The 24009-nt window shown below is 63.1% G+C and carries 20 protein-coding genes; 11 read left to right on the top strand and 9 right to left on the bottom strand.

Translation table 11 applies throughout. From position 1 onward, the window contains the following. The first annotated feature begins 67 nt into the window (after positions 1 to 67). The 7 genes from ORL50_RS22115 to ORL50_RS22145 all read left to right on the top strand — a co-directional run bounded on the left by ORL50_RS22115 (position 68) and on the right by ORL50_RS22145 (position 8537). A complete protein-coding gene (locus ORL50_RS22115; protein WP_266018041.1) occupies positions 68 to 1123 on the top strand; it encodes an ABC transporter substrate-binding protein in 1056 nt (351 codons plus the stop codon). Between the two features lie 16 nt (positions 1124 to 1139). Then, entirely contained in the window at positions 1140 to 1871 is a 732-nt protein-coding gene (locus ORL50_RS22120) for a class II aldolase/adducin family protein (RefSeq protein ID WP_266018043.1), read from the top strand. Between the two features lie 181 nt (positions 1872 to 2052). Continuing rightward, on the top strand, positions 2053 to 3240 hold the full coding sequence (locus tag ORL50_RS22125; RefSeq protein WP_266018046.1) for an LLM class flavin-dependent oxidoreductase: 1188 nt from the start codon (positions 2053 to 2055) through the stop codon (positions 3238 to 3240). A gap of 10 nt (positions 3241 to 3250) precedes the next feature. Beyond that, a complete protein-coding gene (locus tag ORL50_RS22130; protein WP_266018047.1) occupies positions 3251 to 4819 on the top strand; it encodes an ABC transporter substrate-binding protein in 1569 nt (522 codons plus the stop codon). Continuing rightward, positions 4812 to 5873 (top strand): ABC transporter permease, encoded by a 1062-nt coding sequence (locus ORL50_RS22135; RefSeq protein ID WP_266018048.1) that lies wholly within the window; start codon positions 4812 to 4814, stop codon positions 5871 to 5873. The genes ORL50_RS22130 and ORL50_RS22135 overlap by 8 nt, the downstream gene beginning before the upstream one ends. Positions 5874 to 5883: 10 nt before the next feature. Beyond that, complete coding sequence (locus ORL50_RS22140; RefSeq protein ID WP_266018050.1) at positions 5884 to 6729, top strand: ABC transporter permease; 846 nt, start codon at positions 5884 to 5886, stop codon at positions 6727 to 6729. After that, positions 6726 to 8537 (top strand): dipeptide ABC transporter ATP-binding protein, encoded by a 1812-nt coding sequence (locus ORL50_RS22145; protein ID WP_266018051.1) that lies wholly within the window; start codon positions 6726 to 6728, stop codon positions 8535 to 8537. Before ORL50_RS22140 ends, ORL50_RS22145 begins: the two co-directional genes overlap by 4 nt. Before the next feature lie 176 nt (positions 8538 to 8713). On the opposite strand, the gene ORL50_RS22150 is transcribed toward ORL50_RS22145, so the two are convergent. The 6 genes from ORL50_RS22150 to ORL50_RS22175 all read right to left on the bottom strand — a co-directional run bounded on the left by ORL50_RS22150 (position 8714) and on the right by ORL50_RS22175 (position 15658). Next, the gene (locus tag ORL50_RS22150; RefSeq protein WP_266018052.1) at positions 8714 to 9088 is read right to left on the bottom strand and encodes a RidA family protein; all 375 of its coding nucleotides are present in this window, start codon (positions 9086 to 9088) and stop codon (positions 8714 to 8716) included. Between the two features lie 33 nt (positions 9089 to 9121). Next, complete coding sequence (locus tag ORL50_RS22155; RefSeq protein ID WP_266018054.1) at positions 9122 to 9823, bottom strand: DUF3726 domain-containing protein; 702 nt, start codon at positions 9821 to 9823, stop codon at positions 9122 to 9124. Further along, entirely contained in the window at positions 9823 to 11529 is a 1707-nt protein-coding gene (locus ORL50_RS22160; RefSeq protein ID WP_266018056.1) for a hypothetical protein, read from the bottom strand. The genes ORL50_RS22155 and ORL50_RS22160 overlap by 1 nt, the downstream gene beginning before the upstream one ends. Positions 11530 to 11555: 26 nt before the next feature. Beyond that, positions 11556 to 13109: a BCCT family transporter gene (locus ORL50_RS22165; RefSeq protein ID WP_266018058.1), complete on the bottom strand. Its 1554-nt coding sequence runs from the start codon at positions 13107 to 13109 to the stop codon at positions 11556 to 11558. A 106-nt stretch (positions 13110 to 13215) separates the two neighbouring features. Continuing rightward, on the bottom strand, positions 13216 to 14202 hold the full coding sequence (locus ORL50_RS22170; RefSeq protein WP_266018059.1) for a dipeptidase: 987 nt from the start codon (positions 14200 to 14202) through the stop codon (positions 13216 to 13218). A gap of 13 nt (positions 14203 to 14215) precedes the next feature. Beyond that, a complete protein-coding gene (locus tag ORL50_RS22175; protein ID WP_266018061.1) occupies positions 14216 to 15658 on the bottom strand; it encodes an aldehyde dehydrogenase family protein in 1443 nt (480 codons plus the stop codon). A gap of 92 nt (positions 15659 to 15750) precedes the next feature. On the opposite strand from ORL50_RS22175, the gene ORL50_RS22180 reads away from it, so the two are divergent. The 4 genes from ORL50_RS22180 (at position 15751) to ORL50_RS22195 (ending at position 19786) form a co-directional block, all read left to right on the top strand. Further along, positions 15751 to 16632 (top strand): LysR family transcriptional regulator, encoded by an 882-nt coding sequence (locus ORL50_RS22180; RefSeq protein ID WP_266018062.1) that lies wholly within the window; start codon positions 15751 to 15753, stop codon positions 16630 to 16632. Positions 16633 to 16806: 174 nt separating this feature from the next. After that, positions 16807 to 17763 carry a Bug family tripartite tricarboxylate transporter substrate binding protein gene (locus tag ORL50_RS22185; protein ID WP_266018063.1) on the top strand — a complete coding sequence of 319 codons (957 nt, stop codon included), beginning with the start codon at positions 16807 to 16809 and terminating at the stop codon, positions 17761 to 17763. A gap of 1 nt (position 17764) precedes the next feature. After that, a complete protein-coding gene (locus tag ORL50_RS22190; protein ID WP_266018065.1) occupies positions 17765 to 18259 on the top strand; it encodes a tripartite tricarboxylate transporter TctB family protein in 495 nt (164 codons plus the stop codon). 18 nt (positions 18260 to 18277) lie between these two features. Then, positions 18278 to 19786 (top strand): tripartite tricarboxylate transporter permease, encoded by a 1509-nt coding sequence (locus ORL50_RS22195; RefSeq protein ID WP_266018067.1) that lies wholly within the window; start codon positions 18278 to 18280, stop codon positions 19784 to 19786. A 6-nt stretch (positions 19787 to 19792) separates the two neighbouring features. Here ORL50_RS22195 and ORL50_RS22200 read toward each other — a convergent pair whose 3' ends face one another. The 3 genes from ORL50_RS22200 to ORL50_RS22210 all read right to left on the bottom strand — a co-directional run bounded on the left by ORL50_RS22200 (position 19793) and on the right by ORL50_RS22210 (position 23809). Beyond that, positions 19793 to 22234, bottom strand: coding sequence for a TonB-dependent siderophore receptor (locus ORL50_RS22200; protein WP_266018069.1), 2442 nt, complete (start codon positions 22232 to 22234; stop codon positions 19793 to 19795). 103 nt (positions 22235 to 22337) lie between these two features. Continuing rightward, entirely contained in the window at positions 22338 to 23306 is a 969-nt protein-coding gene (locus ORL50_RS22205; RefSeq protein WP_266018071.1) for a FecR domain-containing protein, read from the bottom strand. Further along, the gene (locus ORL50_RS22210) at positions 23303 to 23809 is read right to left on the bottom strand and encodes a sigma-70 family RNA polymerase sigma factor (protein WP_266018073.1); all 507 of its coding nucleotides are present in this window, start codon (positions 23807 to 23809) and stop codon (positions 23303 to 23305) included. The genes ORL50_RS22205 and ORL50_RS22210 overlap by 4 nt, the downstream gene beginning before the upstream one ends. Between the last annotated feature and the right edge of the window lie 200 nt (positions 23810 to 24009).

A 24009-nucleotide genomic window follows, 5' to 3' on the forward strand; every position in this document is an offset into this window, starting at 1 on the left:
TCAGCTGTTGGCACGAGCGCTGCAATGGCTTGGCAACAGTCGCTTGCCCAACTCAACGGAGCTGCCCATGACGCTTGCTGCCAAACAATCCCTACCTGCTGTCCAGGCCGAACTGGAGCAGATCTGGTTCACCCGCTGCCCGGTGCCGACCGCTTCCGGTATTGCCTACAAACTCGGTTGGCTCAGCGAAGAATTTGCCGCTGATGGCCTGCCCGTATCGACCCTGCAGGAAGCCCGGCAACTGGGGCACCATCACTACGATCACGAACTGCCAGGCCTGTTTCGCGAAGGCGGCAACGTCCCGGCCCTGGCGGCGCGGGCGGCGGGCGCGCCGAGTCGCCTGATTGGCCTGACCTGGATCGAGGAATGGCAGACCATCCTGGTCCGTCCCGACTCCGGCATCCGTGGTCCGCAAGATCTCAAGGGCAAGCGCCTGGCGCTGCCGGCCTGGGGTGAGAACCGTCCTGGCAGCATCGCTCGCGCCATGAGCCTGCACGGCTACAAAGGGGCGCTAAGCCTGGCGGGGCTGGGCTTCGACGACGTGGAACTGGTGGAAGTTGCCCTGCAGAATCAGGAGCAGGCGGCAAATCCCCAAGAGGGTCTGCAACGCCTGTGGTCGGGCCTCGACTACCTGGTGCGCGGCGAAGTCGATGCGGTGTACGTCAAGGGCGCCTCTGCGGCCGATGCGGCGCGGCGCCTTGGCCTGGTGGTGGGTATCGACCTCGACCAGATCAGCGACCCGCGCTACCGGATCAACAACGGCACGCCGCGGCCAATCACCGTGCACCAGAGCCTGCTCGGCAACCATTTTGACTTGGTGGTGCGCTTCCTCGCGCAAACCCTCAGTGCTGCCGACTGGGCCGCCAGCAACCGCGACGCGCTGAACGCGATCCTTGAAGAAGAAACCCGGGCCGGCAGCGCCGGAGTCGCCGAGGCCTATCGCGGTGACTTCCATACCACGCTCGCCCCGGACCTGTCGGCGCAGCGCCTGGAGTTCCTCGATATCCAGAAAGATTTCCTCTACCTGCACGGGTTCCTCGAACGCGATTTTGCCATCGCCGACTGGGTCGATCCGCGCCCGTTGCAAGCCGCCCATGAACTGCTGGCCAAGCGCCGCGCCTGATTCGGAGAACACCGCCATGACCGTCCTCATCAACGAGCAACTGATCAGCGAAGAGCTGAAAAACTTCATCGACAAGGTGCTGGTCGAGGCCGAAGAAGCCTTTACCGTGTTCCGTGAAACCAACACCATCACCGCCAATGGCACCGTCGGCTTCATCGAGCGCGTACCGGGCCAGGAACTGCTGGTATCGGTGAACTACGGTGGTCCGTGGAATTACCGCAAGCCCCTGCAGGCCACGGTCACCGACTTCGCCGGCAAGGTGATCTACGGCAAGGGCAAGGGCGGATTGGGCCGCTACACCAAACTGTTCCAGCAACATCCTGACGTCACCACCGTGTCCCATGTGCACTCGCCCTACCTGGGCGCCTGGGCGCAAACCCACCGCACCTTGCCCTTCCATTACGTGCCGGTGCAGCGTTATCAGCTCGCCCGCGAACTGCCGGTGTACATCGACCGCCGCCAGCCGGAAGTGGATTTCATCCTCGACAAGATTGCCGAAAACCCCTTCAACCTGGCGATCCTCGAGGCCAACGGCGGCTCTACCGTGTGGGGCAAGCAGGGCCTGCGCGCCACTGCGAAATTCATCCTGCTGCTGGAGGAGGGGGCGCAACTGCAACTGCTGGCCGACGCCCTCGGCGGCTCCCGTGCTTATGGCCCTGGCGTGCTGACCCAGCAATGGAAAATGAGCGGGCTGTATGACCAGGCTACCGAACTGGGACTGGTGCCCGCCTTCGATCGAAGCAGCTAACCGGCGATTTTTTCGGCGGGTAAAACCCTGAATCCCCGGCCGGCGCAAACCCTGTAGGAGCCTGGCTTGCCAGCGATGGCGTCCGCGAGATCGACGCCAGGCTCATCGCCGGCAAGCCGGCTCCTACAAGGGCGCATTTACAGCGCTGCAAGCTCGCTACACCTCTCAAAGGAACACCCCTATGGCGGTAAAAATTCTCTGGTACCTCACCACCCCCGACGGGCCCTATCCGTGGGAGCCCGAGGGCCGCTGGAAAACCGATTTCGAACACCTCAAGCAGCTCGCCATCGCCAGTGATCGCCTCGGTTATTACGGCTCGCTGCTGGGCTCGAGTCCCAACGAAAGCCTGGCCGTTTCGGCGGCCCTGATCGATGCCACCAAGCGCCTGCGCTTCCTGGTCGCGCAACACCCCGGCGAACTTTCGCCGGCGGTGTTGGCGAAGTGGGCGCTAACGTTCGATCAGTTCTCCAACGGTCGCCTGCTGTTCAACGTGGTCAACGGCAATGACGCCGGTCTGGCGACCCTTGGCGTGCACTACCCGCATGACGAACGTTATGCCTTCAGCCTCGAATACTGGCGCGCGTTCCAGCGCTTCTATGCAGGCGACACCTCGGGGTTCGAAGGCCAGTACGTCAAGCTCGCACCGCGTTCGCCAGCTGCCGCCAATCACCCGCTGGGTGGCTGGCATCCGCCGCAGCAAAGGCCCGGTATCCCGCTGTGGGGCGCCGGGACGTCAGGGCCCGGTGTCGCGCATTCGGTGCAACTGCTCGACGTCTACCTGAGCTTTGCCAACACCCCGCCGAAACTTGGCGAGAAATTTCGCAAGGTCGCCGCTGAAGCCGCAAAAATCGGCCGCGAACTGACCTTCGGTACGCGCCTGCAAATCATCGTACGCGAAACCGCGGAAGAAGCCTGGGCCCACGCCGAAAAACTCTTGCAGCGCACCTCGCTGCAGACTGCGCGTACGGCCATCGAGCGCCAGTTGCCAGCGGGCGAAACCCTGGACAGCTTTCACAGCGAAGACCCGCAGATCCAGCGCAACGTCGAGACCATTCGTGCCGGTCGCCTGCCCAGTGCCCGGGACCTGGAGATCTACCCGAACGTCTGGCTCGGCCCGAGCCTGTTCGGTTTCAACATCCTCGGCCCGGCTGCCGGCACCTACCTGGTGGGCAGCGCCGAGCAGGTCGCCGAACGCATTCGTGAATACGAAGCCCAGGGCACATCGGCGTTCATCCTGTCCGGCTTTCCTTTGATTGACGAGGCGCACCGGGTCGCGGACCTGCTGTTTCCGCTGCTCGACCTGGATCACGGCTTCGAAGTGCCGGCCCTCGGCGTACACCCGCGGGCGCCAGCGGTCGAGCCGGTTTGAGGAGCTAACCATGAACGAATTTTCCCGACGCCAGTTCCTGGGCAGTGGCCTGGCCGTCAGTGGTGGGCTGCTGCTCGGCAGCAGCTTGCTCTCCGGTTGCGACAGCGGGGCACAGGTCAGCGGCGCGGCGGCGTTGGCGAGCACCCCGGTGCGCGGCGGGCGCTTGCGCGTGGGCATCATCGATGGCGACCAGTCGGGTAACCTCGATGCGCACAAACCCGTGGGCGGCGGGATCATTCGAGGCTGGGCGCTGTACAGCAAATTCTGGGAATGGAACACCGACGTCAGTACCCGCCTGGCCCTGGCCGAGTTCGCCGAACCCAATGCCGACGCCAGCGCCTGGACCATCCGGATCAAACCGGGCCTGGAGTTCCACCACGGCAAGAGCATTGGCGCCGATGACATGCTGTTCTCCATCCTGCGCCTGACCGATCCGCAACTGGCGTCGCCGTTTGCCGGCCTGGTCGGGGCGATCGACCGCAATGCGCTGCGCAAACTGGATGCACGCACCATCGAAATCCGCTTCAAGGAAGGCCAGAGTTTTTATCCGCTGGATGAAACCCTGATCAGTTTCGGCGGCATCGTCCCCACCGATTATCATCCCGTGAGCAATCCGGTGGGCGCCGGGCCCTATAAGCTCAAGAGCTTCATTCCCGGGCAGCGCTCGCTCTACCAACGCTTCGACAATTACTACAAGCCCGGCCAACCCTACGCCGATGAACTGGAGATCATCGAGTTCAAGGACCAGGTGTCCCGCGCCGCCGCGCTGCGTGCAGGGCAGATCGACGTGGCCAGTGGCGTGCAGGCGGAACACAGTGCGCTGCTCAAGGCTGATTCGCGGCTGCGGTTATACGCCTCGCCCAGCACTTCGTTCACCGGGTTCAATCTGAACCTGGCCAAGGCGCCGTTCCAGGACCCGCGGGTGCGCCAGGCGTTTCGTCTGCTGGCCGACCGTCGCGAGCTGGTGGATCGCGGCCTCAATGGTTTCGGGCGCATCGCCAATGACCTGTACTCGCCCCACGACCCCACCTACAACCACGGCATTGCCCAACGCCCGTACGACCTGGAACAGGCGCGCTCGCTGTTGCGTCAGGCCGGGCAAAGCGACCTGCGCGTCGAGTTGACCACCACTCCCGGGCCGGGTGTGAACGCGGCACTGGTGTTCGCGCAGCAGGCGAAGAAAGCCGGGGTCGAGATCAAGGTCAACCAGGTGGATGGCTCGGTGTTCAATGGGCCGCAACGGGAAAACTGGCTGCTGTCGCCGGGCTCCACACCGGCCCGGGGCTTCCTCGCCTCGGCGCTGCACAACGACGCGCCCCAAGCCATCTACAACCGCAGCAACTTTCACGATGAGCGCTTCAGTGCGTTGTATCGCCAGGCCCTGGCTCAGCCTGATCTTGCGCAGCGCAAGGTGCTGGTGCATGAAGCGCAGGCCATTCAGCACGAGCGCGGTGGCCTGCTGATCTGGGGTTTTAATGATGTGCTCGACGCGGCCTCGGTCCGGGTCGGTGGCCTGCAACCGGAACAGACGACTTTTGCCTCTTGGCGTTTTGACGAGATGTGGGTGAACCATGCCTGAGGCTTCCTGCAAGCAACCGCGCACTCCGGCCTGGCTGCCCTGGTTCGTCGGCCGCCTGGCCTACGGCGTGCTGACCGCATGGGTGATCAGCCTGGTGGTGTTCATCGCCACCCAGGCGCTGCCATCGGACCCGGCCCGGGTCATCTTGGGTCCCGATGCGCCGCTGGAAAGCATCCTGACCCTGCAACGCCAGTTGGGCCTGGACCGACCGATTCTCGAACAATACCTGCGCTGGCTGGGGCAGGCGCTGAGTGGGGAACTGGGCGTGTCGCTCGACTCCAATGCGCCAGTGGGCAGCATTCTGTTCGGCCGATTTGGCTATACCCTGGCGCTGCTCGCCGGGGTGATCGCCGTGGTGGTGCCGGCGGCGTTGTCGCTCGGGGTGTTCCTGGCGTTACGCCGGGACAGTCGCCTGGACCGCTGGAGCCTGTCGCTGCTGATCTTCCTCAAGGCCACACCGGGTTTCCTCCTGGCCATCGGCCTGGTGCTGCTGTTTTCCATGCCGCATATGGACGTGCTGCCCGCCGTGTCGATCCTCGATCCGGACAAATCACTCCTGCACCAATTGCAATTCCTGGTGCTGCCGGTGGTGGCTTTGAGTCTGTCGGCATTGCCGTATCTGACGCGCATGGTGCGGGCGTCCATGATCGAGGCGCTGGAGTCCGATTACGTGGTGGCCGCACGCCTGCGCGGTGTTCCAGAGTGGCGCATCGTCTGGCGCCATACGTTGCCCAACGCACTGATCCCGGCAATCCAGGGTGTGGCGCTGACGCTGCGCACGCTGATAGGCGGGGCGTTGCTGGCCGAGGTGATCTTCAGCTATCCAGGCATTGGTACTTCGCTGAATTCGGCGATCCAGATGCGCGATTTGCCGATGGTCCAGGCGATCGTGCTGGTGATCACCTTGGGCGTGGTCCTGATCAACCTGCTCGCCGACCTGCTGACCGTACTGCTCACGCCAAAATTGCGCACCGCGCGCCGCGTCACCCTGATCCAGCGCAGCCGCCGGGGCATTCTGCCGTGGTGGCGCCGCTCCCCATCCAAAGCGCCTTGAGAGGTACAACATGACTGATACCCGACGTTCGCGCTGGCGAATCTGGCTGGCGGAACCGCAAACCCGCAAAGGCGCGCTGATTACTGCAGCGGTGGTGGCGCTGGCGCTGTTCGGCCCCTGGTTGGCACCCCACAGCCCGACGCAGATGCTTGGCTCGGTGTACGGCGCCCCAGTTGGCGCGGCGGTGCTGGGCTACGACTTTCTGGGGCACGACGTGCTGTCGCGTTTGCTCAGCGGTGGCCTGTCGGTGTTGTGGATGTCCGTGGCGGCGGCTTCGATTGCGTTGCTGGTCGGCAGTGCGTTGGGGCTGCTCGCGGGATTTTCCCGGCGCCGGCTGGATCACCTGATCACTTGGCTGGCGGACGTGTCACTGGCGTTTCCCGACTTGATCCTGGTGTTGCTGATCGTCTCGATGCTCGGCCGCGAGCCGTGGTTGATCGTGCTCACCGTGGCCATCGCCTTCACCCCCGGGGTAATTCGCCTGGCCCGTGGCAGCGCGGTGGCGGTGGCGGGGCAGGAGTTCGTCGAGGCGGCGCAGATGATGGGTTACTCGCGGCGGCGCATTCTGTTCCGGGAGATCCTGCCAAACATTCTGACGCCGCTGCTGGTGCACTTCGGCAACATGTTGACCTGGGGCGTCGGGATGCTCTCGGGCCTGAGTTTCCTCGGCTACGGGGTGGCCCCACCGACCGCTGACTGGGGGCTGATGATCAATGAAAACCAGGCCGGGTTGCTGGTGCAACCCTGGGCGGTGCTGGCACCCGCCATCCTGATCGGTATTTTCGCCTACGGCACCAACATCCTCGCCGAGGGCATCGGCCGCAGCAGTTCACGAATCGGAGAAAAGCAGTCATGAATGGGCTTGCCGCGATCGAATCCCGTGCGCCGTTGAGCGCGGCGGGGGTATTGCAGGTTCGGGATCTGCGGGTGGAGTTGGCGGGGCAGATCGATGTGCTGTCCGGGGTGTCGTTCAGCCTGGAGCCGGGGGAGATTCTCGGGTTGGTTGGCGAATCCGGCTCGGGCAAGACCACCCTCGCCACGGCGTTGCTGGCCCATGCCCGACGAGGTGCGCGGATTGTTGGCGGGCACGTCGAGGTGGCCGGCCAGTCATTACTGACGCTGCACGGGGAAGCGTTGCGCCGGGCCCGTGGCAGCCTGATCGGCTACGTCGCCCAGGACCCGGCGACGGCGTTGAATCCAGTGCTGCGCATTGGCAGCCTGCTGCGCGAAACCCTCGCGGCGCACCAGGTTGAGCTGGACCGCGAAGCGCAACAGCAGCGCATCGTCGACACTCTGCGGGACGTGGGCCTGCCAGACGACCCGGCGTTCCTGCGGCGTTTTCCCCATCAATTGTCCGGCGGGCAGCAGCAGCGAGTGATGCTGGCGCTGGCGTTTGTCCTGCGTCCGCGCCTGATCGTGCTGGATGAGCCGACCACTGCGCTGGACGTCACCACCCAGGCGCATATCCTCGCCACCTTGCGCCGCTTGTGCAAAAACCTGGGCGTGGCGGCGGTGTATGTGTCCCACGACTTGGCGGTGATCAAGGAATTGGTGGACCGGGTGATGGTGATGTACGCCGGGCGAATCGTTGAAGTCGCCGACCGGCAGGCGTTGTTCGCCAGGCCGGCGCATCCGTACACCCGCGGTCTGCTGGCGGCGATCCCGGATGTGGCGCAGCGTCGCGATCTGCAGGCGATAGCGGGGCATGCGCCGGCACCGGGGCAGCGACCACAAGGCTGCGCGTTTGCGCCCCGGTGTTCGCGCATTATGCTTGAGTGCGCGCAGGCTGAGCCCGCCTTGCGCGACCTGGCTTCTGGCCAGCGAGTGGCGTGTTTTGATCCGTATCTTCAGAACCTGCAGTTGCTGGCCCATGCGCCGTTGCCGACTGTCGATGTGCCGGTGGAGCGGGCGCCTTTGCTGGAGGTCAGGGATCTCAACGTGGCCTACGATCGCCAGGTGTTGTTCGACGTGTCCCTGCGGGTGGCCGCCGGGGAATGCCTGGCCCTGGTGGGCGAGTCCGGTTCCGGCAAGACCAGCCTGGCTCGGGCGATTGCCGGGCTGGGGGAGAATGCCGAAGGCCAGTTGCTGTATGCGGGTAGGCCGCTGAGCCTGGCGGCCCGCCAGCGGGATGGCCGGCAACGGCACCAGATTCAGTACATCTTCCAGAATCCGTACCGTGCGCTGAATCCGCGACAGACCGTGTACCAAACGCTGAGCGCAGCGCTGCAGCACTTCTTCGGCATCAAGGGCGCAACAGCGCGCGAGCGCGTGAACGCGGTGCTGCAGCGGGTATCGCTGGCGCCATCGGTGGCCGACCTGTTCCCCCACAGTCTGTCGGGCGGCGAGCGCCAACGCGTGGCAATCGCCCGGGCGCTGGTGTGTGAACCGAAATTGCTGATCTGCGATGAAATCACCTCGGCGCTGGACGTGTCGGTCCAGGCGTCGATCCTGGGGTTGCTGCGGCAACTGCAGCTTGAAGGCCTGACCTTGTTGTTCGTCACCCACGATCTTGGAGTGGTGCGCGCCATTGCCGATCGAGTGCTGGTGTTGAAGTTGGGCAGGGTGGTGGAGCAGGGATTGGTGGACGCGGTGCTGGATCAGCCGCAAGCGGCCTATACGCGCACGTTGCTTGAGCATTCGCCGACGTTGGCGGGCCGTCCGTAGGAGCCCGGCTTGCCGGCGATGGCGGTCTTGCGGACGTCATCGCTGGCAAGCCAGGCTCCTACAATTATTCGGGTGTATGGGGGATTTGGGTTCGGCACACATCCGTAGGAGCCCGGCTTGCCGGCGATGGCGGCCTGACATTCACCAGCGCAATCGCCGACCAGCCCCCAGGGTATTCATTCAACGCAGGCGTACACCACTAATTCCACCAACATCTCCTCCCTTGCCAACCCCGCTACCACCACCGCGGCCCGGTTGGGGAAGGGCGCCTTGAAGTAGTCGGTGTACAGGCCATTCACCGTCGCCAGGTAGCTGCGGTCGGTGACGTAGATCAGCACCTGGGTCACGGCGTCCAGCGAGCTGCCGGCCGCTTCCAGGGTGTGGCGCAGGTTGTCCAGGGTCTGGCGGGTCTGGGCTTCGATGCCGCCCGGCACCACCTGACCCTCGCGATCGATGGGGATCTGCGCTGTGTACAGCGTGCCGTTGCCGACAACGGCCCATTCCAGCGGGGCGCGAGAGGCGAACAGATCGGTCTTGACTGCGTATTTCATGCAAATATTCCTGAAGCATTGGTAAAGAGGGGATCAGCCGTCGCTGCTTTCACCGGCACCGCGCCGTCGGGACTCTTCGGTGCTTTCCACCAGCACTCGCTCGCCGAGTTTTTTCAACAACAGCCACACTTCATCATCCACCTCCAGCCCTCCCGGCGGCTGCGGGCTTGGTCTGGCGGTGAGGCTCAGGCGTGGCAGCAGGGTGAAGTGGCGGGAGATCAACACATTGATACTTTGCTCATCGGCCATGGCCGGTTGCGGCAGATCATGCACCCGCAAGGACGGCTGGCTGTCGCCAGCACTCAAGGTGGCCACCAGTTCCTGCCGAGCATCGCGCCAGTACACGCAAAAATTCAGGCCTTGATCGGCGCAGCGTGCCAGGTAGCCGAGCAGCAGGATGCGGTTGTGGCAATGGCGAATGCGGATGAATGCGCTGCCACCGCGCAACGCTTTGCTCACTCCCAGCTCGACGGCCTGGGCGGCGCAGCGCAGGACGCTTTGACCGTGGGCATCGAGGGTCAATTGCGCGGCATCTTCGTAGTGGGTTTCGATAGGTCGATCGACCTCGTCATGCAAAAACGCCAAGGCTTTTTTCAGCGCGCCGATGCCGTCCAGCCCTTGCAGCTGCAGGCGGGCGATCATCTCGGCGGCGTCGTCGCAATCCCCTGGGGCAAAGCCCAGGCCTTCGAAGGCCTTGCGGCAGATCACCTGTACTTCATTGAACGAAACACGCATCAGACTTCTCCGTCCAGTGTGGGCATGACCGCGAAGTTCCAGTCGTCGTCGAAAGGCTGGCCGATCTCGCTGACCAGGGGCGCACCCTGGAATAAGGTGATGCGCACCCAGCGGCTGGATTTCGGATCGAACTTGCCAGCGCCGAAGAACGCCAGCTTGCAGCGCAACAGGTCGATGGGCAGCATGTTGCGATCCATCAGGTTGGCGCGGATCTCACCAAAAGCGCAGCGGGCCATCCCTTGCAGACGGCACACGGTGCCCTTGAAGTGCGGTCGGGCGAGCAGAAAGTGCGCAGTCAGCTGCTGCGGGTGTTGCTCCATGTAGACCAACAGTGCCGCGTGGCAACGCTGGATGTTGTGCGCGATACCCAGCTGCATTTCCTTTTCCGCACCAGGCTCCAGGGCACGCTCACCCAGGCGCGGCTCTTCTTTTTCAGCCGAGCGATACCAGAAGAAGTGATTGGCTGCGGGGCTGCCCAGATCAAAATCCAGGGCCCAGCGGTAGTGGTTCTCGATCAAGGCGCGCAGCTCGCTCAGCGGCATGTCGGCGTTGAGGCGAAAGCCTTCGCTGACGGCCATCTGTTCCGCCAGCGGATCGACCCGTTGCGGGTACAACTCCAGCAGCAGGCTCACCAGCAGTTCCTGGCAGCCTGTGCCGCCATAGGTTTGAGTCCAGGCCTGGACTCGCCGCCACAGGTCGGCACTTGCAGGCTGCGCGTCGAACCACTGAAGCAGATTCGCCAGGTCAGCCAGGGTGCGCTGATCGATGCTCGCCTGGCGCTGGTCGTCAGTCACAGTCTGCTGCACATGTCGGTGCGCGCGCTCCAGCAGCGATCGCAGGCGCGCAATGTGGGGCAGATCCGCCGCTTGCTCCATGACCTGGGCCAATGCGGTTTCCCGCGCCCATACCCACTGGTTGACCAACTGCGGATGATTGATCAGGAACGGCGCCATGCCCAGCCCCGTTGAGTTGCCGACACCCAGGTAACGTTGCAGGGCAACGTCCAGGCCCACCGCTCGTTGTGGATTGCGCGCCCGCGCCATGTGTTCGATCTGCTCGATACTGAAATGGCGCAGCAGGTACACGGTGAACATCTGCGCGCTGAACGGCTGGTTGAAATCCTCATTGCCTTGCAGGCAGCTGAAGTCGGCGATGCCGAACTTGCCGTTGCCGTACACGGCGGTGGTGCGATACAGGTAGCCCACTTCAGCCAGCTGCTGCGGTTGTGGCTGGACACCTTCGGCCAGGGCCGCGACGAACCGGTCGAAGTTGCGCAGGCTGCGATTGGCCCGGGACAGTACCAGGACTCGCGAGTCAAAACGCCCGGCCTCCTGCAGTGGCACGTTGCGGCGCAAGTCCTGCAGTTGCTGGTCATCGACATCACCGGCGAGCAGGACAAAACTCACGTCCCATTGGTCGGCGATCACCCGGTCACTGCGTTTTTCCGGGGGCAGGTAGGCCGATAAAATCACGCAGTGGTAATGCGCGTTTGGGGTGTCGATGCGATAAATGGCGGTGCCGAAACCTTCGCTGTCGAGGTCGAATTGGCTGCGCTGGATACGCCATTGCTGGTTCATCATGCGGCGCATGCTGCTGCGCACGAAACTCAGGCGGCTCTGGAACTGGCTGCCCAGGCGATCGAGGTCCATGACCTGAGCGGCGGGGCGCATTGCCGGCTGCGATGGTGCGCTAGGAGAGTACGACATCGTGACGCTTCCTGGATTATTCATGTTCAGACCGCCTGCTCGCGGGCCATGTGCCGGGCGATTTTCAGCGCATCCCAGAGCGACGGCAGGATCAGCAGCGACACTGGCACGGCGGTGATCACGATAAACGATTGCAGCGCGGTCACACCTCCCGCGCCAATGGTGATCAAGACCACGGCGGCCAGGCCCATGCCGATGGCCCAGAAGGCCCGCAGCCATTTTTTCGGCTTGTCGTTACTCGACATCGCCATGGCCACGGTGAACGCCATCGCATCACCGTTGGTGGCCACCGAGATGAAACTCAGGAACAGGAACAGCGCCGAAACCAGGCCGCCCAGGGGCAGGTTCTGCGTGACACCCAGCAGCAGCGCTTCAGGTTGCGCGCCATTGGCGGTGACGATGCCCGGCGATTGCAGTTCCATGCCGATGCCGGTGCCGCCGACCACGGTGAACCAGAACATGGTCACGATCGGCGCGATGATCGACAGCGTCATGATCACTTCGCGAATAGTCCGGCCGCGGGAGATTTTCGCCACGTACAGCGCGACCATAGGTGCATAGCCAATGAACCAGCCCCAGTAGAACACCGTCCACCAATCGAGCCATTTCGGATCGGCGCGGAACAGCGTCATCGGGATGAACTGTTCCACGTGCAGGGCAAACGCGCTCGGGAAGCCGCCGAGAATGAACGCAGTCGGCCCGAATACCACCATGAACACCGCGAGGCCAATCATCAGCCACACATTGATCTCACTGACAAAGCGGATGCCCTTGAGGCCGACCAGGCACGAGGTGGTGTACATCACCGTGACCAGGATGATGGTGATGGCCTGGGTGGTCAGGTCATTCTGGATGCCCCACACCGAATGCAATGCGCTGCTGATCTGCAGGCCCAGGAACCCGATCGGCCCAATGGTCCCGGCGACTACGGCGATAATTGACGTAGCGTCTGCGAGGGTCCCAATCGGGCCCTTGAGCGCACGTTCGCCGAGCAGCGGATAGAGCAGGGTGCGCGGTGCCAGGGGCAAGCCTTTGTCGTAATGCAAATGCATCAGGACAATCGACAGCAAACTGCCCAGCACCGCCCAGGCAAGGAACCCCCAGTGCACGAAGGACTGCGCCAGCGCGGCATGTGCTGCGGCCTCGGTATGCGCTTGCACTCCGGCGAACAGTGGCGGCGGGCTGGCGAAATGCATCATCGGCTCGGCAGCTGCCCAAAATGCACCACCGCCTGCGAGCAGGGCGCACATGATCACGGCGATCCAGTTGAAGGTACTGGTGTCGGGTCGCTGGTCAATGCCACCCAGGCGCACCCGCCCGCATTTGCTGAAGCAGATGAACAGGCTGACGGCGAACGTCAGCAGCATCAGGATTTGCCAGTACAGGCCGAAGAATCGGGTCGACCAGGCGAACAGCAAATTCACCAACTTCGAGGTGCCTTCGATGTCGACCAGCGCGGCAATCAGGAAGGCGCCAAGGAAGCCGCCACTGATCAGGAACAGCGGCCAGTCCAGGTCTTTTTTCGCTGACGCCGGGGCCAGTGGCTGGGCGTCGGCTTGCAGGGTAGTGGAAGTTTTCATGATGCCTCCAAAATACGCGCTTGAGGCTGTGCATCGCCGATCGGGGAGATGAACGGGAGGCTATTGTTGTTGTTTTTCATGGTGTCCTCACGGTGGGTAGCAGGGGTCAGGCGATTGCAGTGGTGGCGGTTTCCAGCAGGCGCAGCCAGTTCAGTCCCATGATGCTGCGTACTTCGTCCTCGGCAAAACCACGGGCGCGCAGGCCCTGGGCGATCACCGGGAAATCCCGGCTGTCGCGGAACCATTGCAGCGGTTGCGGCCAGTTGGCGTTGTCGGCCGATCCCTCGCCGTAGTCCTTGTCCTTGCTCCAGCGGCCATTGCGCATCCATTCCAGTACGCTCAGGGGTTGTTGCTGGCACAGGTCGGTGCCGATGCCGATGTGCTCGACGCCCATCAGGTCGGCGGTGTTGGCGACCATGTCGCAGAACGATTCGAGGCTGCAGCCGGACGCACCCCTGAGGTGGAACGGGTAGGTGCTGAAACCCAACAGGCCGCCGGACTCGGCGATGCCGCGCAGTACCGCGTCGGATTTATTACGTTTGGCGGCATGGAAACTCGACGGGTTGGCGTGCGAAACGATCACCGGCCGGCTCGACAATTCGATGGCTTCCAAGGTGCTGCGTTCGGCACTGTGGGACATGTCAATCAACATGCCAACGCGGTTCATTTCGCCAATCACCTGCCGCCCGAAACGGCTGATGCCGTTGTCTTCGCGTTCGTAGCACCCGCTGGCCAGCAGGCTCTGGTTGTTGTAGGTCAGTTGCATGACCAGCACCCCCAGCTGCCGGAAGATCTCGACCAGGCTGATGTCGTCTTCGATGGGCGAGCAGTTCTGGAAACCGAAGAAGATCGCGACGCGTCCTTCCTCGTGTGCCCGGCGAATATCGGCTGCTTCACGCACAGGACGGATCAACTCGGGCCAGGCCTCGAAACGGCGGTTCCATTCACCCAGGCGCGACAGGGTTTCCCGGGCATTCTCGTGGTACGCGATGGTGGCGTGAACGGCGCTCAGGCCACCCTCCTGCATCTGGCGAAAAATCTCTTCGCTCCAGTTGGAGTATTGCAAGCCGTCGATCATCAATAAGTCGTGCATGGTGCTCTCCGATTCAGGGCCGCACGTAGGTGGTCTTGACCACGGTGTAGAACTCGCGGGCGTACTGGCCCTGTTCACGCGGGCCGAAGCTGGAGTTTTTGCGCCCGCCGAACGGCACGTGGTAATCGGTGCCGGCCGTTGGCAGGTTGACCATCACGCAGCCGGTGCGGGCACGGCGCTTGAATTCGCTGGCATGGCGCAGGGACTGAGTGATGATGCCGGCGGTCAGGCCATACTCCGTGTCGTTCAACACCGCCAGCGCTTGTTCGAAATCGCTGACCCGGATCACGCAGGCAATCGGGCCGAACACTTCTTCGCGGTTGATGCGCATGTCGTTGTGGCTATCGATGAACAGCGCCGGGCGCATGTAGTGGCCGGCAGGCGCAAGCGTCAGCACTTCGCCGCCTTCGACCAGCGTGGCGCCTTCTGCCTTGGCCAGTTCCAGGTACTGAAGGTTCTGTTGCAGCTGGCGGGCTTCGGCGACCGGGCCGATGTGCACCCCCTGTTCGAGGGCGTGCCCGACTTTCAGCTGGCGCATGCGGGCGGTCAGTGCACTGACAAAACGGTCATGAATGCCGTCGCAGACGATTAGGCGGGACGAGGCGGTGCATTTCTGGCCGGTGCCGAAGAAGGCGCCATTCAAGGCGCACTCGACGGCGATTTCCAGGTCGGCGTCGTCGAGCACCACCAAGGCATTCTTGCTGCCCATTTCCAGCTGGCAGCGCACCAGGTTGGTTGCCGTTGCAACGGCGACCCGGCGTCCGGTCGACAGGGAACCGGTAAAGGTCAGGGCATCGATATCGGCTGACTGGATCAGGCTTTCGCCCACCACACTGCCGCTACCCATCACCAGGTTGAACGTGCCGGCGGGCAGGCCCTGGCGACTGATGATTTCAGTCAGGGCCCAGGCGCTGGCGGGCACCAGGTTGGCCGGTTTGAACACCACGGCGTTGCCGAAGGCCAGGGCCGGGGCGATCTTCCACGCAGCGGTGGCCATGGGGAAATTCCACGGGGTGATGATCCCGACCACGCCAACCGGCTCGCGCTGCACTTCGATCTCGATGCCCGGGCGCACCGAGGCCGCGGTTTCGCCGAGCTGGCGCAGCACTTCGGCGGCGTAGTAGTGGAAGAACTGCGCAGAACGATTGACCTCGCCAATGCCTTCGGCGAGTGGTTTGCCTTCTTCGCGGGAGAGCAGTTGACCGAGCTCTTCCTTGCGCGCCATCAGCTCATTGCCGATCGCCATCAGCCACTGTTGGCGCTGTTCCAGGCCGGTCGCGGCCCACAGGGGTTGGGCGTCACGGGCTGCGGCGATGGCGCTTTGGGTCTGTTCGGCGCTGGCCTGGTGATAATGGCCAATCAGGTCGTCGACGTCCGAAGGGCTGTGGTTGGCGATGATATCCACGCCTTCGCACCAGTCGCCAGCGATGTAGTTTTTATGAGTTTGCATTGCCATGGGGAACCTCCGATTGCGTGGTTCCTATCTTGCGAGTATTAGTGTGCAAACAAAAATTAATAATAAATATGAAATGATAAGGAAAACTTACCGTGTTGCCCGAGCTGAAAATTACCCAATTGCGCTATTTCGTGCTCGTCGCGCAGCTGAAAAGCTTCCATGGCGCGGCGAAACAGGCGTATCGCACCCAGCCCGCGTTGTCCCTCGCCGTGCGCGAGTTGGAACAGAAATTGGGCCAGGCGCTGTTTGAGAAGGGCGGCAAGACCGAACTGACGCCATTCGGTGAACATTGCCTGCCGCTGTTCCAGGACTTACTCGCGCACCACGACCGGATCGCCAGTGAAGTGAGCCTGCTGGCCCGGCACGAAATCGGCCAGGTGAGTATCGCGACCGTGCCCTCGGTGGCCAGCCGACTGCTGCCGCAGCTGCTGGCCCGCTTTGTCAGCGAGCATCCGAAAATCCAGATCAGTATCCAGGACGGCAACGCCGACAGCGTGCAGCAACTGTTGATGCAAGGTCAGGTGGATTTCGGCATCAGCAGTGTCTGGATGCCGGACGAGAACATTGATTTCCTGCCGATCCTCAGCGACCAGGTGGGGGTGGTGTGCCGCAAGGATCATCCGTTGGCGGCGGCTGGCGCAGAGTTGCACTGGTCCAGCCTGCAAGCCTATCCACTGGTGCGTAACGGCACTTCGCGCCTGTTGGAAAAGACCGAGGCCGCAGTGTTGCTGGAGAGCAGCCTGCTGTTTGTATCCAACATGATTTCGCTGATCGCGATGCTGGAAGAGGACATCGGGATTACCACGCTGCCGTCGCTGGCGTTCCCGGCGGGTAATAAACATCTGGTGTTTGTGCCGCTGGCCGAGCCAAGGGTGGAGCGGCAGATCGGCATCCTGAGCAGAAAGAACCGCAGCCTGTCGCCAGCGGCGGCGGAGTTGATGGAGTTTTTGCGGCTCAATATGCAGCTCAAGTAAATCGTTGAACCCGTCCCCCTGTAGGAGCTCGCTCGCGAAAAACCTGAGCGCGCTGCGGGGTGTCAGGCCCCCGCGTTATCGGCAACGCCCATCGCGAGCAAGCTCGCTCCTACAGGTGTACTACGCTGTGGTGAATCGCAGGCTATAAAAACAACAATTTTGGGAGAATCCTCAATGTTTGCTCCGTTCAGCCGCTGCATCGCCGTCGCCTTTACCACCGCCGTTCTTGCCACCCCGGCGTTCGCCCTCGACACCGTCAAGTTCATGGCCCCAGGTTCCGTCGGTGGCGGCTACGACCAGACCGCGCGGATTCTCGGCAAGGCCATGGTTGAAGCCGGCACGGCCAAGTCGGTTACTTTCGAAAACAAGGGCGGCGCAGGCGGCACGCTCGGGTTGGCGCAGTTCGCCAATAGCACCAAGGGCGATCCCAACGCCTTGCTGGTAGTCGGCGCAATCATGGTCGCGGGCATCGAGCAGAACAAAGCGCAAATCAGCCTCAAGGACGTGACGCCGATTGCCCGCCTGTTCACCGAGTACAACGTCCTCGCCGTGCGCAAGGAATCGCCTTACAAAACCCTGGACGACCTGATCAAGGAGTTCAAGGCCAAACCCACAAGCGTCACCTTCGGCGGTGGTTCCAAGGGCTCGATCGATCATATCGGCATCGCCGAATTGGCCGGCAAGCTGGATATCCCGGTGAACAAGGTCAACTACGTCGCCTTTGCCGGTGGCGGTGAAGTGGTGGCGCAGGCCCTTGGCGGCCAGATCAAGGTCATCACCGGCGGCTATGCCGAGCTCGGCCAGTACATTAAGAACGGCCAATTTCGCGTCCTTGCCATTGGCGCGCCGAACCGGGTCGAGGGCATTGATGCGCCCACGCTCAAAGAGAGCGGCTATGACGTGACCATCGGTAACTGGCGCGGGGTGTACGGTGGCGCCAACCTCACTGCCGAACAACGTACCCAAGTGACCGAGGCGGTCGTCGCAGCCACCAAGAGCAAGGTTTGGCAGGACAATGTGCAAACCAACGCCTGGTCGCCGAGCATCCTGACCGGCGACGAGTTCGGTAAATTCGTTGAAGAAGAACACGTGCGGTTGCGCGCGATGCTGGTCAAGGTCGGGCTGCTCTGAGATGGCCGGCACCCGCTCGATCCTGCCCGCGCAACTGGCGATCGGCATTGGCCTGATCGCCCTTAGCGCAGTGCTGGCGTATGGCGCCTGGCAGTTTCCGCCCGAGATGGGCTTTGTGATCCTGCCGGCGTATGTCTATCCGTATGCCCTGGCGGCATTCGTCGGCGGAGTCGGCCTGCTGTTGTGTTACCAGGCGGTTACCGGCGGGTTTCGCGAACTGGCGGATCACGACGGGGAGTCGGCCAAGGCGCTGCCGGGTGGCAGGGCCGGAGTGACCTGGGTAACGGTGGGGCTGGTGGCGGTGGCGCTGTTGATCAATGTGATTGGTTTTGTCCTCGCCGCCGCCTTGCTGTTCGTCTGCGCGGCCCGGGGTTTTGGCAGCCGCCGGCCAGTGCGCGACCTCGCTATCGGCATGGCCCTGACGTTGCCCATCTACTGGTTGTTCAATGCCGGGCTCGGGGTTTCCCTGCCGCCTCTGGTCAATGCCTGGATCTGAACACTGGAGGTCAGCACGGTGGACATTCTCTCAAGCCTGGCGATGGGTTTTTCCGCAGCGCTGACGCCGATCAATCTGATGTGGGGTTTTATCGGCTGCCTGCTCGGCACCGCGATTGGTGTATTACCGGGTATCGGGCCGGCCCTGACAGTCGCCTTGCTGCTGCCAATCACCGCCAAGGTCGACCCCACCGGCGCGCTGATCATGTTCGCCGGGATCTATTACGGTGCGCAGTTCGGCGGCTCTACCACCTCGATTCTCCTCAATACACCCGGTGAGTCGTCTTCCATGGTCACGGCCCTGGAAGGCAATCTCATGGCGCGCAACGGTCGGGCTGGCCCGGCCCTGGCCACGGCGGCCATAGGTTCGTTTGTCGCCGGGACCATCGCCACGTTGCTGCTGACGCTGTTCGCCCCAGTGGTGGCCAGGCTGGCGCTGAACTTCGGGCCGGCGGAGTATTTCGCGATTCTGGTGTTGTCGTTCACCACGGTGTCGGCCGTGCTTGGCGCTTCGATGCTGAGGGGCTTTGCTTCGCTGGGATTGGGTCTGACGATCGGCCTGATCGGCCTGGACTCGACCTCCGGCATCGCCCGCTACACCCTGGGAGTTCCGGAACTGGTGGACGGCATCGAGGTGGTACTGGTGGCGGTCGGCTTGTTCGCGGTGGGGGAGGCGTTGTATAGCCTGTTGTACCAGAAAGAGGAAACTTCCGGCCGGCATCGCCTGACCTCGTTATGGATGACCCGCTCGGACTGGAAACGCTCGGTGCCAGCCTGGCTGCGCGGAACCTTGATCGGTTTTCCATTCGGCTCGATCCCGGCCGGCGGCGCGGAAATTCCGACCTTCCTGTCCTATTCCACCGAACGCAAGCTGAGCAAATTCCCCAAGGAGTTTTCCGCCAATAAAGGCGAGGGCGCCATTGAGGGGGTGGCCGGTCCCGAAGCGGCGAACAACGCCAGCGCCACCGGCTCGCTGGTGCCGCTGTTGACCCTGGGCATTCCCACTTCAGCCACCGCCGCGATACTCCTGGCGGCGTTCCAGAACTACAACCTGCAGCCCGGGCCGATGCTGTTTGAAACCTCGGCCGACCTGGTCTGGACGCTGGTGGCCTCGCTGTACATCGGCAACGTTATCCTGCTGGTGTTGAACCTGCCGCTGGTGGGTTTGTGGGTCAAGTTGCTGCAGATCCCCAGGCCTTATCTCAACGCCGGAATCCTGGTGTTTGCCACCATCGGCGTGTATGGCATGCGCCATTCTTCGTTCGATCTGCTGCTGATGCTGGGAATCGGCTGGGGCGGGGTGCTGATGCGCCGGTTCGACTTTCCGGTGGCCCCGGTGATCGTCGGCATGCTGCTGGGGCCCATGGCCGAGAAACAGCTGCGCAACGCCCTGTCGATCAGCGAGGGCGACTGGCTGATCTTCGTCACGCAACCGATATCGGCTGCGTTCCTGGCGTTGACGCTGCTGGTGCTGGTGGTCCCGCCGCTGCTGCATGCCCGGGGCATCAAGCTGCATGAGGACGACTGATGTGCGCTAGAAGTTCGGGGTGTATTTCACGCTGAACATCAGGTTGCGTGGATCGCCGTAGTTGTTGTTGCCGTTGAGCTGGTTGTACCCCGCCGTGATGTAGCTCTTGTCGAACAGGTTGTTGGCGTTCACGGCCAGGCCGATCTCCGGGGTGAGCTGATAGCCGACTCGTGCACTCCACACGGTATAACCCGGCACATCGTAAGTGTGTTCGTAGCCCAGGGTATGACTTTGCGTGGTGAAGCCCAGGCCGGTGCTGAGGCGGTTGAAGTCGCCACTGAACTGGTAGTCGCTCCAGACCCGCAACATGTGCTTGGGCGTCCAGGTGCTGAAGGTTTTGCCTTCATTTTCCGGGTCGTCCAGGTACTTGGTGGTGTTGTAGGTGTAGCCGGCGAACAGTTGCAGGTTGTCCATGACTTCCCCGCTGATCTCCGCCTCGACCCCTTGGCTGCGGACCTTGCCTGAGGCCGTGGAGCAATACCAGCCGTCGCAGGCAAAGCCTGACGCCAGGTCGTTGACTGCGCGGTTTTCCTGGTCGTAGCGGAACAGCGCCAGGGACGTGTTGACCCGGCCATCCATCAGTTCACCCTTGAGACCGATCTCGTAGTTGCTGCCAATGACCGGCTTGAGCACCGAGCCGCTGACGGTGCGTGCGGTCTGGGGTTCGAACACGTCGGTGTAGCTGGCGTAGACCGCCCACTCGCGGTTCAGGTCATAGACGATCCCGGCGTAAGGCGTGACTTCGCCGTTCTCATTCATGGTGCTTGGCGCGTTGGTGGTGGCGACGTCGGAAAAGGCTCGCTGGTCTGCGGACTTGTAGCTGTAGTCGTACCAGCTGACGCGGGAACCGAGCACCAGGGTCAGCGGCTCAATCGGCTTGACCCGCCAGCTGCCGTAGAGGCCTTTTTGCCGAATATCGTATTCGCTCACGGTCGCGCGACCGCCGGCGGTGTTGAGCAGGCCTTCGTAGCTGATCTCGGGACGATGGTGGTCAATGCCGAAGATCGTATCCGTGCTGTCGTTGAAGGTACGGGCGAATTTATCGTCCGAATGCAGCTTGGAATAGTTGCTGCCGATCATGACTTCCTGGGCCATCGACAGGGCGTCGAAGCGTCCGGTGAGATTCATGTCCACGCCCACTTTGGTCGCATCGAAGTCGGTGACGAAATCGGCATACTGCACGCCGCTGCCATCGGCATTGATGCTGTCGTCAATGGACTGCAGCCGTTGGTTCTTGGCGTCATTGTTCTCCGTCATGCGCACGGCGCCGACCTTGAACGCCCAGTCGTCATTGAAGCGGTGTTCCAGGTCCGCATACAGCGTAGTGACGTCAATTTGCGAGTGGTTCCAGGTCGAGCCACCGAACGTGGAGCGGGGCACGTCGATCATGGTGCCGTCGGCGTAGCGCGGCAGGCCGCGGATCATCGGTCGCGACTCGGCATCGGTGCGACTGACCGCCAGGCCCAGGGTCGTGTCCTCGCGCAGATCGAAGTCCAGGGCGCCATACAGCGAGTGGGTTTTGCTCCATTCGTAATCGATGAACGAATGGCTGTCGTCCTCATCGGCCACCAGGCGTCCGCGCACCGTGCCGCTGTCGTTCAGCGGGCCACCGGCATCCAGTTGCAGGCCGTAGCGATCCCACGAGCCGGCTTTGCCGGTGAGGCTCACGGTCGGTGCGTTCTGCCCGCGCTTGCGCACCAGGTTGATCGCGCCACCTGGGCTGCCTGTGCCCTGGAGCAGTCCGGAGGCGCCGCGCAGGATTTCCAGGCGATCAAAGAAGATCAGGTCCTGGGTCGCCCAGTTGCCCAGGGCGTAGGTGTTGCGCGGGATCGGCACGCCGTCGTACTGCCAGTCATCGATCTGGAAGCCGCGGGAAGTCAGGATCATGCCTTTGCCCACGCCCTGCACGCCGACCAGTCCGGTGGTCTGGTTGGCGGCGTCCTTGAGGTCGGTCAGGCCCTGGTCGTCCATCTGTTTGCGGGTCATCACGGTGACCGACTGCGGGATTTCCTTGAGGGTGTGGGTGCCCTTGCCGATGGTCACGGCCCTGGCGGCATAGGAGCCGGAGCCTTCAGTCGTGGCCTCGATGCTGTTCTCAACGATGTTGGTGGCGCCCAGTTGTACTGCTGCGCTGCCATCGGCGGCGGGCTCGACGCTGAAGTTGCCTTGCCCGGTGACGCGCAATTGCAGGCCGCTGCCGGCCAGTGCCTGATTCATCGCCTGCTCCGGGAGCATACGACCCACCACCGCTGGCGCCTGCTTGCCCTGCACCAGTACAGGTTCCAGCGAGACGATATGACCGCTTTGGCTGGCAATCGCGTTCAACGTCGCCGCCAAGGGGCCGGCCGGCAGGTTGAAGGTCAGGGGTTGCGCCTGAGCCAGCACAGGGCTGGCCAGGGTTGCCAGGGCAACGGCGACGGAAAGGGCGTGGGGCCACGGGTTGAACACAGCGTTCTCCTGATGATGTGGAAAGTGTCAGGAGATAGGTGGGATGAAAAATGAAAACCGGACACGAATAAGAAGTATTTTCAAAAATATTTTACAGCGGCGGTTATCGGGCCCGAATAAATGTCAGCCATGGGCTGTAACTGTCCACCCGGATCGGCAGTGTTTCCGCGAGTGCGGCGAGGGTCCGGGTCGGGTCATCGAGGGGGAATACACCCTGGACCCGCAAGTGCCGAATGTCCGGTGCAACCCTGATAAATCCGCGCTGGTAGGGGCGCAGGGCCGCGACCACTTGATCGAGGGGTTCATCGAGCACGTTCAGGCGCCCGAGCAGCCAGTCGGCGCGACCGCGCTGGTCGCCCTCGGTTGGCGTGATGCGCGCCGTGGTGAGCAGGGCCGACTGACCTTCCTGCAGATCCCGGGTAGTGCCGTCCGGCAGACGCAGTTGCACCGAGTGCTGTAGCACCACGACCCGCGTGGCGTCCTGCTCCTGGGCCACCAGAAAGCGCGTTCCCAGCGCTTGCACCTGGCCTTGCGCGGTGCGCACGCGCAGGGGGCGTTGTGGGTCGGGCGCGACCTGGATCACCAGCTCGCCGTGACGCAGAATCACCAGGCGTTGCTGGGCGTCGAAGCGCAGGTCCACCGCGCTGTTGGCATTGAGGTTGAGGCGGCTGCCGTCTGCCAGGTCGAAGGCTTGGCGCTCGCCACGCCCGGTGCTGAGGTCGGCCAGCAAGGAATCCCCCAGCGGGCTGCGCGCGCCCAGCCAGAGACCGCCGCCGAGCAGGCCCAGCCCGGAGATAACCCGCAGCGCATCGCGGCGCGAGGCTTGGGGTTGCAGCAGGATCTGCCGCGCTTCGCTGGCCTGGCCCGGCACCCGGCGATCCAGGGCGCGCACCGGGTTGAACGAGGCGCCCAGGCGGTCTTGCAGTTTGGTCCAGGCCTGCAGGTGAGCCGGGTCCATGGCCAACCAGGCATTGAAGCGCGTTTGCAACGCGGCATCCGGGGTGCCGGCGCGCAGCTTGACCATCCAGTCGATGGCCTGCTCGCTGACCGGGTCCAGGCGCAATTTGCTCATGGCGTCATCTCGCTCAGGTAGCACTGGCGCAGGGCTTGTTTCATGTAGCGGCTCACGGTGCGCTCGGACAGTTGCAGTTTCTGCGCGATGGCCACGTAGCTCAGGCCGTCGAGTTGGCTGTAGAGGAAGGTCGCCTTGACGATCGACGGCAAGCCATCGATGGCCTTGTCGATCGCGACCAGCGCGTCAATCAGCAGCATCTGCTCTTCGGGGGAGGGCGCCAGTGCTTCCGGCAGCAGCGACAGACGCTCCAGGTAAGCCAGCTCCAGTTTGCGTCGACGGTGCCGGTCGAAGATCAGCCGGCGAGCAATGGTGGACAGATAGGCACGCGGTTGGTCGATGCTGTCAGGATCGACCCGGGCTGCCAGCAACTGGCAAAAAGTATCTGCGGCAGTGTCCTCGGCATCCGCATGATTGCGCAGGCGTTGCTGGATGTGCTGCAGCAACCAGCGGTGATGGTCGCTGAAAAAGAAGCCCAGCTTGCGGGTCGAGGAGGGTTGCACCGGTTGGCTTTCCAGATGTGAGTGAGAATCGCTCTCAATATTACCTGCGAGATGCTGGCCACTGCAATCACTCGATAGTGGCTTTGGTCGGCGCCAGGGATGCAACGAATGCCGCCCTGCGCCCTCATATGAAAACGAGCGGTGCCATTGGACTTGCAATGGCCGACTGCGATTTCGATTCCCGAACACAGGTGATTGTT

The organism is Pseudomonas sp. RIT-562, assembly GCF_026241895.1.
In the GTDB taxonomy this organism is placed as follows: Bacteria; Pseudomonadota; Gammaproteobacteria; order Pseudomonadales; family Pseudomonadaceae; genus Aquipseudomonas; species Aquipseudomonas mandelii_F.

Bases quoted from the DNA above. Each gene is read 5' to 3' on its own strand.
- ORL50_RS22115 (WP_266018041.1), top strand. From the start codon at position 68: ATGACGCTTGCTGCCAAACAATCCCTACCTGCTGTCCAGGCCGAACTG.
- ORL50_RS22120 (WP_266018043.1), top strand. From the start codon at position 1,140: ATGACCGTCCTCATCAACGAGCAACTGATCAGCGAAGAGCTGAAAAAC.
- ORL50_RS22125 (WP_266018046.1), top strand. From the start codon at position 2,053: ATGGCGGTAAAAATTCTCTGGTACCTCACCACCCCCGACGGGCCCTAT.
- ORL50_RS22130 (WP_266018047.1), top strand. From the start codon at position 3,251: ATGAACGAATTTTCCCGACGCCAGTTCCTGGGCAGTGGCCTGGCCGTC.
- ORL50_RS22135 (WP_266018048.1), top strand. From the start codon at position 4,812: ATGCCTGAGGCTTCCTGCAAGCAACCGCGCACTCCGGCCTGGCTGCCC.
- ORL50_RS22140 (WP_266018050.1), top strand. From the start codon at position 5,884: ATGACTGATACCCGACGTTCGCGCTGGCGAATCTGGCTGGCGGAACCG.
- ORL50_RS22145 (WP_266018051.1), top strand. From the start codon at position 6,726: ATGAATGGGCTTGCCGCGATCGAATCCCGTGCGCCGTTGAGCGCGGCG.
- ORL50_RS22150 (WP_266018052.1), bottom strand. From the start codon at position 9,088: ATGAAATACGCAGTCAAGACCGATCTGTTCGCCTCTCGCGCCCCGCTG.
- ORL50_RS22155 (WP_266018054.1), bottom strand. From the start codon at position 9,823: ATGCGTGTTTCGTTCAATGAAGTACAGGTGATCTGCCGCAAGGCCTTC.
- ORL50_RS22160 (WP_266018056.1), bottom strand. From the start codon at position 11,529: ATGTCGTACTCTCCTAGCGCACCATCGCAGCCGGCAATGCGCCCCGCC.
- ORL50_RS22165 (WP_266018058.1), bottom strand. From the start codon at position 13,109: ATGAAAACTTCCACTACCCTGCAAGCCGACGCCCAGCCACTGGCCCCG.
- ORL50_RS22170 (WP_266018059.1), bottom strand. From the start codon at position 14,202: ATGCACGACTTATTGATGATCGACGGCTTGCAATACTCCAACTGGAGC.
- ORL50_RS22175 (WP_266018061.1), bottom strand. From the start codon at position 15,658: ATGGCAATGCAAACTCATAAAAACTACATCGCTGGCGACTGGTGCGAA.
- ORL50_RS22185 (WP_266018063.1), top strand. From the start codon at position 16,807: ATGTTTGCTCCGTTCAGCCGCTGCATCGCCGTCGCCTTTACCACCGCC.
- ORL50_RS22190 (WP_266018065.1), top strand. From the start codon at position 17,765: ATGGCCGGCACCCGCTCGATCCTGCCCGCGCAACTGGCGATCGGCATT.
- ORL50_RS22205 (WP_266018071.1), bottom strand. From the start codon at position 23,306: ATGAGCAAATTGCGCCTGGACCCGGTCAGCGAGCAGGCCATCGACTGG.